This window comes from Spirosoma jeollabukense, from assembly GCF_054777855.1.
Genome location: NZ_BAAHAD010000009.1, coordinates 71,427 through 82,930, shown reverse-complemented (window position 1 = coordinate 82,930; position 11,504 = coordinate 71,427). Strand labels below are relative to the sequence as shown.

Here is an 11,504-nt window from a genome sequence, read left to right as displayed (position 1 = left end):
GGGTTACACACATCCGGGTACTTCTACTGGAAAAACCGTGTTAATCGTTTGGAATTCAGGCCTATCAGTCAGAAATTTCGACGACTATTTCTTTGAAATACTCATCCCCGGCGTCAGGCTCAACCGACCGTTTAGGACGGTCGATGTACACCCGGATTTTATAAAATAAACTAGCTGGATTTGTCCAGTCGGATGGCTGCGCAAGAAAGGGCTTTAGTACGCGATGGAGATGCTCGAAAACAACCCAGTCGGCAAATAGTTCTTGATTGATTTGAAGCTGATACGTATCGCTCAACTGAGTCATTCGGGCCATTAGTAACTGCTCGGGTGTTTTTGAGGAACGATGCCGTTTGTGCAGTACGGACGGCCTTACGCGCAGGATCGTATGCGTATCCAGTAATAACCGGGCATAATCCATTACGTTGTACCAGACTGTATTTTGGTGGATAATATAGCGGATGGGCTGCATATGCCTGATGATTTATTGGATTAAACGAGCAACACCAAAGGCAGCAGCGGCTGCCAGCGCGCCAATCAGCATCACCTTGAATGCCCCATTAACAGGTGGCTGTCCAGTGACTTTGCTCTTGAAATAGCCAAAGATGAACAAACAGATCAGGGTCAGTCCGCACGAATACAGCAAGGCTTCGTGTGGACTGGCAAGTATAAAGTAAGGCGATAGCGGCACCAGCCCGCCTGCTATGTAGGACAACCCGATGGTCAGGGCACTTTTAGTCGCTCGATTCGGGTCCGGCTCATCCAGCCCCAGCTCGTACTGCATCATAAAATCGACCCATTTAGTTTTGTCTTTAGCGAGTTCGTCAGCAATGGCCACCTGAAGCGTCAGTGGTAAACCCATTTCCGCAAATACCTCCCGAACTTCTTCTTTTTCGCGCTCCGGAACAGTTTCCACTTCCATCATCTCCCGGCGCCGTTCCGAATCGTAGTGATCGGCTTCCGTACGTCCCGCCAGGTAGCCACCCAGCCCCATTGCAATGGACCCGGCAACGATCTCGGCAATGCCCGCCGTAACAACCAGTGATGAACTGGCAACAGCCCCACTCAAACCCGCGGCCAGGGCAAAGGGTACGGTCAGCCCATCCGACATGCCGATAACGATGTCGGAAATAACGTCTGAGCTGCGAAGATGATGCTCGCTATGAGGCACATGCGCGTGGGTATGTTTCGTCGTTGCCATCTTATTCTTCTTCGCTGTTGTTTAGTTTGGCGAGTAAACTGTAGGCTCCGTTCAGCACGATCGGCATTGATTGGGGGTTTACATCGGGCGGTAGCGTAACCGCTACATAGCCGTTCTCCCGTACACCCGTTTTGATCTCAACCTGACGAAACTGATACGTAGCCGAGTTAGCCGCCTTTTTTTCCAGCACATAGATCAGTGATTTGCCGCCATAACTGACCACCGCCGATTCGGGTAGCGCCGTGAGTGGCTGCGTTTTCACGTCAATCTGAGCCGATACGTAGCCCCCCGGAATAAAATCGTCGGCATACCCGTCAGGATGAGCCAGCACAGAAATAGTACGGTCAGCGGCAATAGACTTGCCGATCAGGAAAATCTCCCCTCGGTGTACCAGCGACGCATCTCCTCCCATACCAAATCGAACGACCTGCCCGGTATGAATCCGGCTGATGTCTTTCTCGAAAATGCTGAGCTGGACGTGCAGGTGATCGACGTTGGTGATCTCAACCAGCACATCGGCCGGGTTAACGAACCGGCCGTTATTGACCGGTACATTGGTAATGAATCCCGATACGGGTGAGGGAATCGTGACCGTACGCGTAAGCTGGTCCGGGCTTAGCTTAGCCGGATTAATCCGTAAGATGGCTAAGCGCTGGGCCATTCCGGCCAGTTGCGCCAGTAAACTCTGCCGGTTCGAGCGGACTTGCTGAAAGACTTTCAGGGCGCTGACATTGTCCCGAATTAACTCCTGCTGGCGGGCAAATTCCAGGTCGGCGTATTCCAGCTTAGCTTTGGTATCCAGATAATCCTGCTGAAGCTGGATGTAGTCAGGATTTTCCAGCACCACCAGCGGCTGTCCTTTACGCACCTTCATACCGGGCTCCAGGTTGATTTGTCGGATATATCCCCCAAACGGCACCGAAACCGACATCATGTTCTGAGCGGGAACGTCAATGGTACCGTTCACTTTCAGGGTGGTACTCAGCGTGCGTAATGACGGTTGGCCCAGCTTTATGTCAGCTACGTTGTATTGGGCTTGTGTGAGCGAAACACGAACTGGCCCGGCGGCTGCAGAATCATTTTTTACGCTGGCGGAATCCGTTTTTTCGGATTGTCCTTCAGCATCGCTCCTGGCACTGCCCGATCCGCACCCCGAAAGCAGGGGCAAGACGAGGAGTAGCAGGCCTATTACGGCTGCCGAAGTAACTGATTTTGCGCCCGGCTTACGGGCGTTCTGCGCTTCTTTCTCCACCGATTTTCGCTCCGACAGCGAATATAAAATGGGTAACACAATGAGAGTCAGCAACGTAGCGGTGAGCAGACCGCCAATCACAACGGTAGCCAGTGGTTTTTGCACCTCGGCTCCAGCCGAGTTAGAAATAGCCATCGGGATAAAACCAAACGAGGCTACCAGCGCCGTCATGATTACGGGCCGAAGCCGGACTTCAGCCCCCTGTCGGATAATTTCCGTTAAGTCGGTTAAGCCTTCTTCGTGGCGCAGTCGGTTAAACTCGGCGATCAGGACAATCCCGTTGAGCACGGCCACTCCGAAGAGGGCAATGAATCCCACGCCCGCCGAGATGCTGAAGGGCATCCCCCGAATCAGCAACGCAAACACGCCCCCGATGGCCGCCATCGGGATAGCCATGAAGATTAGCAGGCTCTGTCGAACGGAACTGAAGGTGAAAAACAGGAGCGCAAAAATCAACCCCAGGGCAATCGGTACAGCAACGGTCAAGCGTTTCTTGGCATCCACCAGGTTCTGAAACTGCCCGCCGTAGGTGATTGAATAACCCGGTGGAAACTTGATCCGCTGACCGACCTTTTGCTGTAACTCAGCGACAATGCTCTCGACGTCGCGGCCCCGTACGTTGAAACCCAGCGTAATACGCCGGTGCGTATCGTCCCGCTGAATCTGGTTGGGTGCCTGTTCCAGGCTAACCTGCGCAATCTGACTGAGCGGAATCTGCTGGTTAGCAGGCGTTGCTACGTATATGTTACGAATGTCTTCTATGCTCTGGCGCTTATCGGCCGCCAGCCGCACGACCAGATCAAAGCGTTTTTCGCCTTCAAACACCAGCCCCGCCGATTGTCCGGCAAAGGCCGTATTAATGACTCGGTTGACATCCGCTACGTTAAGACCAAACTTGGCAATCTGAGCCCGATCGAGTTTGATCAGAATTTGCGACAGGCCCCCCACCTGCTCAATATACAGGTCTTTCGCGCCGTCGATAGTCCGTACAAGGCTACCCACTTCGTCGGCCAGTTTGGTCAGTTGCGCCAGGTCATCGCCGTAAATTTTCAGCGCTACGTCCTGCCGGGCACCCGTCATCAGTTCGTTGAAGCGCATCTGCACCGGTTGCTGAAAGCCGAAGGTTACGCCCGGAATCACCGATAACGCTTTGGCCATTTTTCCGGCCAGTTCATCGCGGGTTGTCGCCGACGTCCATTCATCTTTGGGCTTAAGAATGACCATTAAATCCGACGCTTCTATCGGCATTGGATCGGTGGGAATTTCGCCGGAGCCGACTTTGCCAACCACCTGTTCTACCTCCGGAAACTGTTTCAGTAATATATGCTGTGCTTTGGTGGTAGCATCTACGGTTTCGGACAGCGAACTGCCCGTCAGTGTCCGGGTATCGACCGCAAAATCACCCTCATCGAGCTGCGGAATAAACTCGCCACCCATACGGGTGAATAGGAAAACCGTTAGCGCCAGCAGGGCCACGGCACTGCTTAGAATGAGCAGTCGGTGGTTCAGGGAACGTAGCAGTAGCGGTTCATACACGCGCTGAATCCGTTTCATGATCCTGTCCGAAAACGTCTCTTTGTGCACGATGGTCTTATTCAGCATCAGGGCCGAAATCATCGGTACGTAGGTCAGCGACAGGATGAATGCACCCAGAATGGCGAAGGCAACGGTCAGGGCCATCGGTCGAAACATCTTGCCCTCGATCCCCGACAGGGCCAGAATCGGCAGGTAAACGATCAGGATGATAATCTCCCCAAAAGCCGCCGATGAACGAATACGCCCCGCCGACAGAAAGACTTCCTCATCCATTTCGTCCTGTGTGAGGGTTTTGTCTTTGTTGCGCCCGGTAATGTGGTGCAGGGTCGCTTCGACAATAATGACGGCGCCATCCACGATTAATCCGAAGTCGATCGCGCCCAGACTCATCAGGTTACCTGACACACCAAACAGGTTCATCATCGAAATGGCAAACAACAACGCCAGTGGAATGACGGAGGCCACAACGAATCCCGCCCGGAAATTACCCAACAGGAGCACCAGCACGAAAATGACAATGGTTGCGCCTTCCAGCAAATTGCGCTCCACGGTTCCGATGGCACTATTGACCATTTTCGTTCGATCCAGAAAGGGAATAATTTGTACACCTGCGGGAAGGGTCTTCTGAATTTCAGCAATTTTGGCTTTAACTCGTTTGATGACAGCCGAAGAGTTGTCCCCTTTAATCATCATCACTACCGCTCCCACGGTTTCGCCCTCGCCGTTACGTGTCACGGCACCATACCGTACCGCCGAACCGATCGTCACCTGCGCCACATCACGCACCCGTACAGGCAAGCCCTTCGTATTCAAATGAATAACAATATCGGCAATGTCATCGGCCGACCGGATCAGGCCATCAGATCGAATGAAAAAGGCATTGGGTTTTTTATCGATATAAGCGCCCCCTGTATTCTGGTTGTTCTGTTGGAGCGCGGTGAAAATGTCTGTGATGGTAATACCTACGCTACGGAGTCGATCGGGATCGACCGCGATTTCGTACTGCTTCAACAAACCGCCAAAGCCACTAACATCGGCTACGCCGGGCGTACCCAGCAATCCGCGCCGGATGGTCCAGTCCTGAATGGTCCGAAGATCCGTGAGTGAGTACTTATTTTCGTAACCTTTTTTAGGGACAACCGTATACTGGAAAATTTCGCCCAGCCCCGTCGTGACCGGCGCCATCACGGGCGTACCAACTCCCGGCGGAATTTGACCCACTACGTTCTGCAACCGCTCGGCGATCTGCTGACGAGCCCAGTACACATCGGTAGCATCGGTAAAAACTACAGTAACAATCGATAGCCCGAAGCGTGAGAACGAGCGTAATTCGGTGATACCCGGAATATTGGACAGACTTACTTCAATCGGAAACGTGACCAGCCGTTCGATGTCTTCGGCTGCCAGTGATGGGCTACTGGTGATAACCTGCACCTGATTATTGGTAATATCGGGCACGGCATCAATGGGCAACTGAGTCGCCGACCATATTCCCCATCCTACCAGCGCCAGGGTGAACAACCCGATAATGAGTTTGTTACGAATAGAAAAATGGATAATCGCATTGAGCATAGAGGCAGGTGGGAAGATGGTAAAGGAAAGTCTATTGAAACGTAGTCAACTGGGTCACCTTCCGGCGGCCCAGTTGACATACATACACGTCAGTCTTACACAAGTGTTTTCTCCCGACTCCAGAAACGGTGCCGGGCAATGGCCTCAATAAATTTTTCAGGAACCTCATCCGACTTCGACTTCGTACTGGTAATAACTCCGTCGCTAATCAACAATTTTTCGGCTCCCGAATGGGCAGCCGCCTGCAATAAGTCAACGCCTTCACCAGTAGCCGCAATCGCTTTACAGTGCATGAATGCTTCGTAAACAAACCGGATCGCATCGGCCTCCTGCCTGAGTGACTCAATACTTTTGGAACCACCAGGAACAAAAACGGCATCAAATACCACCGACGCAGCCGTTTGTAAACTAGCGTCAATCTTGACGGCTTCACCAGTTGACGTTTTGAGGAATCCTAATCGCGGGGCAACGATAGCGATAATGGCACCGGCTGCCGATAGAGTCTTTTTCATTGTCTCCAGCGCATCTCTATCAACACCATCGGCGGCTAAAATGGCTACCTGACGCGTTTTAATGCCAATATTAGGTGGATTCGCCATACTCAACGCCGATGAACTACCGACATCCGAACGGGCACCTTTCGACTGATAATCAGCGGGATTTGCATCGGCTGGAACGCCTAGGTTTAGCTGTACACCCTCCGCCGATGGTACATCAAGTCCTAGCCCTTCGCCAACAAGCGTGGCCAGCGTCGTGTCAATCTGAGAAAGGTGGATGAGCATTCGCTTCCGAATTTCTTCAACCGCCACTTTGCCCAGTTCAAAGCGCAGGGCTTTAACCAAATGCGTTTTTTCGGCATCGGACTGACTATTCCAGAACAATTTAGCCTGATTGTAGTGGTCTATGAAGCTTTTGCTACGGGCACGCACTTTGTGAGAATCGATCCGTTCGGCGTAGCTCGTAAAACCGCCCATGTCCTGGCCCGCCTGAAACGGACAGCCACCACTCAATGTATTCGGGCTGTAGCTGGTTCGGCCGGTGTTAATGGTCTGACGCATGTGTCCGTCGCGCTGACCGTTATGTACCGGAGCAATGGGTCGATTGATCGGGATCTCGTGAAAGTTCGGACCACCCAGGCGCTTCAATTGTGTGTCCGTGTAGGAAAACAGACGACCCTGCAAGAGCGGATCATTGGTAAAATCAAGACCTGGCACCAGATGACCCAAGTGGAACGCCACTTGCTCGGTTTCGGCAAAATAGTTGTCTGGATTGCGATTGAGTGTCATTTTACCAATCCGGATAACAGGCACCAGCTCTTCGGGAATGAGTTTGGTAGGGTCCAGCAAGTCGAAATCGAATTTGTGCTCATCTTCCTCCTCCACGATCTGAACGCCAAGTTCCCATTCCGGATAGGCACCGCCCTCAATCGAGTCCCACAGATCACGCCGATGGAAATCGGGGTCCCGGCCCGAAATAAGTTGTGCTTCGTCCCATACGACTGAATGCACGCCCAGCAGGGGTTTCCAGTGAAACTTGACAAAGCGGGCTTTACCTGCCGCGTTGACAAATCGGAACGTATGGACGCCAAACCCTTCCATCATCCGGTAACTGCGGGGCAAAGACCGATCCGACATGACCCACATAATCATGTGCATCGACTCGGGCGTAATCGAAATGAAATCCCAGAACGTATCGTGTGCCGAAGCGGCCTGCGGAATTTCGTTGTTAGGTTCAGGTTTGACCGCGTGCACGAAGTCCGGAAACTTGATGGCATCCTGAATAAAAAAGACGGGCATGTTGTTGCCGACAAGGTCAAAATTGCCTTCTTCGGTATAAAACTTAACCGCAAAGCCCCGAACGTCGCGGGCCAGATCGGATGACCCCCGCGAACCCGCTACGGTCGAGAACCGCACAAATACAGGTGTTTTAACGGAAGGGTCTGCCAGGAATTTAGCTTTCGTTAACTCAGTCTGGGGTTCATAGACCTGAAAATAGCCATGTGCAGCCGCTCCCCGGGCGTGAACGATACGTTCGGGTATGCGCTCATGATCGAAGTGCGTAATTTTTTCGCGGAGAATAAAGTCTTCCAGCAGCGTGCCGCCCCGTGGCCCGGCTTTGAGCGAATTTTGATCGTCGTTGATACGTAAACCCTGATTGGTTGTCAGGAATTGATCGGTACTGTCTTCCCGATTCCTGCCTAACTCGTTTAGTTTATCGTTGGTATTCTCCTGATTCTGTTGCGTACTCATACTAGTTGGGGTTTGTTTGGTTTATTTTTATTGAGCATTATTCAGTTGATTGGTTCTGTTACTGCATGTGGACCCGGAATTGCCAAACCTGTTTATCAAGTAGATAGCTCAGGTCTTGAAACTTGTTGGATGTGACTTCATCACCATTTTTACTGGTACTCTCCACCCGCTGCCGCACCCGTTTGGCAATAGTAAAAATGCGCTCGGTCATAATGTCAAGTACCTGCCGATCCGACAGGAAGCCAGCCGGAAACTTGGGTAGGTTTGCGGTTTGCACAATCGTTTCGGTACGGCCATCTGTTGGAATCCCAATCTGCAACTGGCGCTCCGCTAATAAATCCCCCTGCTCCCGGTACGTATCCGCATACTCCTGCAATTTTTCGTGCAGGGGAAAGTAAAGAGGTCCCCGCAGGTTCCAATGGGACTGTTTGGCGTCGTGGAAAAGCTCCAGCAACTCGACTACCGTAGCTTGTAAATCGGTGTTGATCGCCTGTCTCTTGTCGGCCTCCAGCGGAATCCACTGATCCGCTTTTTCATTCCGGTAGTTGCCCAGTTGCGAGCCGGATTGCGTACTCGGCCCGGCAGTGGTGGCGTTACCGGGTGGTGGTGCTCCGGCACGACGAGTTTGCGCCAGCGCAGGTTGTACTACCAGGGCCAGGGCAAATACACCACTGGCGATACGTACTTTCAGCGTTCTGAACAGATCGACGTTCGACTGAATTTCCATAACAATTGACTAAGTTGAGTTTTAAAAATGAACTGTTTATATAAAAAGTACTTGGCATTCATACGAAATGAGCTACTTTTTAGCCGGAACAACACTGGGTGATTCATCGCGCAACTCCGTGTGCATAATGAGTCCACCCAAACGGCCCACGTTGGCCATCAAACCGCAGGTGATTAGCGAGATAATGAAGATCAGGGTGGGCAAAAACCGCCATTGTTTCACCCGCTGCCAGCTCAGCATGAGCAGGGATAGGACGGCGATCAAATACATGCCGATATTAGCTACGTCAGCCGCTTCTTCGTGAACGCGCAGTCGTGGCCGGTCCAGCGCATGGATTGATTTCAGGTAATGTTCCGCACCCTCACCCGTTTGGTTAGTAACCAGGGTCGCGATGCCCATCAGAATGAACAACCCAAAACTGAGTTGAATGATGGCCTCATGGCGACCAACAAGGCCATAGCCCAGTATAATAGTCGCCAGCAGGCTGCCAACAATTGGGAAGTGATTCACCAGTAGGTGCCAGTGTGCTCCATTGAGATGCATACGAAACGAATTGATTAGTAGGCCAGGGAACTGATGTTCAGTTGGGTAAGAGCGTCGTTGATGCCACTTCGCATCAACGAGACAGGTTAGTCAGTCGCGTCCAGTGCGTCTGCATTGAGCGAACTGAATAAATCGGTAGCTAAAGCGTAGCCTATGTTGTTAGCTACGGAAAACAACTGATTTACGAAAAGACAAACATAGAGTTGGGCGAGGGTCACGCATACGATACGTATGGACCCACTTCGGACTGGGGCGCAGAGAAATTACGCTCGGGGAGGATTGATCAGGGCAAAAACCGTCAGAAAAGTATATAAATCGGCCTTACGGAAATAATCGGTTTTTGTTGAGACCAGGAACTGCACCGGGAAGATCGCGGCCAGTCGAATGGCGCCAGGTGTATAAACGGGCACGGAGTGATTGCTGGACGGCAAATTCTGATGCGAATGGTTGGGGTGCTTATGGTGTTCGGAATTTACGCCATAGTGCATCACTATAAAATCAAGGAAGCTAAGCTCAGGTTCGGTCTGCCGATGCTCCTGGTAATGCTGAATCAAATCGACCAGTTTAGCCGATTGATCGACGCCAAAACCGGGTAGCAAACTGCTTCCCAGTACCAGGCCCGCCAGCAAAAAAGCAACCATTGATTTCATAAAACCTGTCACTGATGTAGGCTATACAGTAAAGATTGTCAGAATGTTTGAGTAAGCCTAAAAAGCAGTCTAATTTAGAAATAGACAGAATTAGACATGACGTTGATGATGGCTAGAGAACAGTACGTTCTGGACCGAATCCTCACATTTCAGCACAGGTAAACAATTGGCAGGTTATAAGACGACGTAAACTGACTCATTCTTATTCATTTTCTGACGTCTTTCACCCGAACGGCATCCATAGACAGACTACTGCCCGTTGCCCTGGTCTGGTAGTGCCTGACGTATCTCGAGACCAGCACCATAATGGCAGCTAGTTTTAAGCGGGAAAAATGTATTGACTGGTTAGCCTACGAAAATCAAGACGCTGCTTGGGTGATACCTCTCTTGGGTCCCATCGATTTGAAGCAGTTCCGTCAGCTTACTCAACATCAAACGGAATAGTCCTATGAAAAATGTGGTACCACCAACTCTTTTTGTTGGCTTTGTGATGACGTCTTTACTCCTGGCCTGTAGTAAAGATGAACCTTTTGATACGCAGATTCCTGAGACCAACAAACAGCCAACGTCAGCGCAGGTGGAAGGGAATATATTTGAACCGGCTTTGGTCGACGCTACTGATCAACGAGTAGCCCAGCTTAAAGTACCTGCTGGCTTTAGTCTTGCCAAGTTTGCGGACCAACTCGGTAAGCCCCGGATGCTGGCCGTCAGCCCTTCTGGTAATGTCTACGTGACCAGCCGTGAGGCCGGTACCGTTACACTGCTACGTGATACAAATGCCGATGGTAAGGCTGATCAAAAGCAGGTGGTGGCCACAATCAAGGATGTTCACGGCATCACGATTTACACCGACAAGATGTATCTGGTGGCCATTCACGAAGTCTACCGGGCCGATATCAAGTCTGACGGTACATTGGGGCAGCCACAGACACTAATTACTAACTTACCCGATGCCGGACAGCACCCCAATCGAACCATTGCTTTTGGTCCTGATGGATTCATGTATATAACTGTGGGCAGTACTTGCAATGCCTGTGCTGATTCCAACCCTGAAAACGCGACGATCCTGCGGGCTAATCCCGACGGTACGGGCCGTATTATTTTTGCCCGGGGGCTTCGCAATACGATTGGTTTTGGCTGGCATCCTCAAACCAAAGAACTCTACGGTTTCGACCACGGCATTGACTGGCTGGGTGATGAACAGCAAAAAGAAGAGTTCAATCAACTCAAACAAGGGGCTTTTTACGGCTGGCCATATATTTATGGGGATGGCAATTACAATCCGCATCCCCGACCAATGGGAGATACGACCTACGCTCAGATTCTGGCTAAAACGACGTTGCCAGTCTTATCCTACAATGCGCATGCGGCTCCGCTTGGCCTGGTATTCTATACGGGAAGCACGGGGGCAGCCAGTAATTTCCCCGCCGAGTATCAAAACGATGCGTTTGTTACGATGCGTGGATCATGGAACCGCACACAGCCTTCGGGCTATAACGTAGTACGTGTCCACTTTGACAATGGTAAACCCACGCGTATTGACGACTTTATAACGGGTTTTCTGGTGGACAATAACCAGTCCCAGTTTGGCCGACCAGTGGGCATTGCCACAATGCCTGATGGCTCTTTGCTCTTCTCCGATGATAACAACGGCGTTATTTACCGGGTGAGCTACAAGCCATAAGGGCAACGTCCGTAAGCAAAGCCTGCATCCTGGTTATTTACAGGATGCAGGCTTTTTTTATTATTTAGCGCGAGACTATGAGGAATTACGTTG

General features: G+C 51.4%; 8 protein-coding genes. 1 reads left to right on the top strand and 7 read right to left on the bottom strand.

Annotated elements, in window-relative coordinates; all coding sequences use genetic code 11:
• Positions 1 to 64 precede the first annotated feature (64 nt).
• From ACYVEA_RS25845 to ACYVEA_RS25815, 7 genes are all read right to left on the bottom strand, one after another.
• Positions 65 to 469 (bottom strand): hypothetical protein, encoded by a 405-nt coding sequence (locus tag ACYVEA_RS25845; protein WP_461116321.1) that lies wholly within the window; start codon positions 467 to 469, stop codon positions 65 to 67.
• A 12-nt stretch (positions 470 to 481) separates the two neighbouring features.
• On the bottom strand, positions 482 to 1,198 hold the full coding sequence (locus ACYVEA_RS25840; RefSeq protein WP_461116320.1) for a VIT1/CCC1 transporter family protein: 717 nt from the start codon (positions 1,196 to 1,198) through the stop codon (positions 482 to 484).
• A gap of 1 nt (position 1,199) precedes the next feature.
• A complete protein-coding gene (locus tag ACYVEA_RS25835) occupies positions 1,200 to 5,558 on the bottom strand; it encodes a CusA/CzcA family heavy metal efflux RND transporter (protein ID WP_461116319.1) in 4,359 nt (1,452 codons plus the stop codon).
• Positions 5,559 to 5,653: 95 nt separating this feature from the next.
• A complete protein-coding gene (katE, locus tag ACYVEA_RS25830; RefSeq protein WP_461116318.1) occupies positions 5,654 to 7,807 on the bottom strand; it encodes a catalase HPII in 2,154 nt (717 codons plus the stop codon).
• Positions 7,808 to 7,865: 58 nt separating this feature from the next.
• Positions 7,866 to 8,534 carry a Dps family protein gene (locus ACYVEA_RS25825; protein WP_461116317.1) on the bottom strand — a complete coding sequence of 223 codons (669 nt, stop codon included), beginning with the start codon at positions 8,532 to 8,534 and terminating at the stop codon, positions 7,866 to 7,868.
• Positions 8,535 to 8,606: 72 nt separating this feature from the next.
• Positions 8,607 to 9,077 carry a hypothetical protein gene (locus tag ACYVEA_RS25820; RefSeq protein WP_461116316.1) on the bottom strand — a complete coding sequence of 157 codons (471 nt, stop codon included), beginning with the start codon at positions 9,075 to 9,077 and terminating at the stop codon, positions 8,607 to 8,609.
• 263 nt (positions 9,078 to 9,340) lie between these two features.
• On the bottom strand, positions 9,341 to 9,727 hold the full coding sequence (locus tag ACYVEA_RS25815) for a hypothetical protein (RefSeq protein WP_461116315.1): 387 nt from the start codon (positions 9,725 to 9,727) through the stop codon (positions 9,341 to 9,343).
• A gap of 448 nt (positions 9,728 to 10,175) precedes the next feature.
• Between ACYVEA_RS25815 and ACYVEA_RS25810 the strand changes: the two genes are divergently transcribed.
• Positions 10,176 to 11,411 carry a PQQ-dependent sugar dehydrogenase gene (locus tag ACYVEA_RS25810; protein ID WP_461116314.1) on the top strand — a complete coding sequence of 412 codons (1,236 nt, stop codon included), beginning with the start codon at positions 10,176 to 10,178 and terminating at the stop codon, positions 11,409 to 11,411.
• The last annotated feature ends 93 nt before the right edge of the window (positions 11,412 to 11,504 follow it).

Bases quoted from the DNA above. Each gene is read 5' to 3' on its own strand.
- ACYVEA_RS25815 (WP_461116315.1), bottom strand. From the start codon at position 9,727: ATGAAATCAATGGTTGCTTTTTTGCTGGCGGGCCTGGTACTGGGAAGC.
- ACYVEA_RS25845 (WP_461116321.1), bottom strand. From the start codon at position 469: ATGCAGCCCATCCGCTATATTATCCACCAAAATACAGTCTGGTACAAC.
- ACYVEA_RS25825 (WP_461116317.1), bottom strand. From the start codon at position 8,534: ATGGAAATTCAGTCGAACGTCGATCTGTTCAGAACGCTGAAAGTACGT.
- ACYVEA_RS25835 (WP_461116319.1), bottom strand. From the start codon at position 5,558: ATGCTCAATGCGATTATCCATTTTTCTATTCGTAACAAACTCATTATC.
- ACYVEA_RS25810 (WP_461116314.1), top strand. From the start codon at position 10,176: ATGAAAAATGTGGTACCACCAACTCTTTTTGTTGGCTTTGTGATGACG.
- ACYVEA_RS25840 (WP_461116320.1), bottom strand. From the start codon at position 1,198: ATGGCAACGACGAAACATACCCACGCGCATGTGCCTCATAGCGAGCAT.
- ACYVEA_RS25820 (WP_461116316.1), bottom strand. From the start codon at position 9,077: ATGCATCTCAATGGAGCACACTGGCACCTACTGGTGAATCACTTCCCA.
- katE (WP_461116318.1), bottom strand. From the start codon at position 7,807: ATGAGTACGCAACAGAATCAGGAGAATACCAACGATAAACTAAACGAG.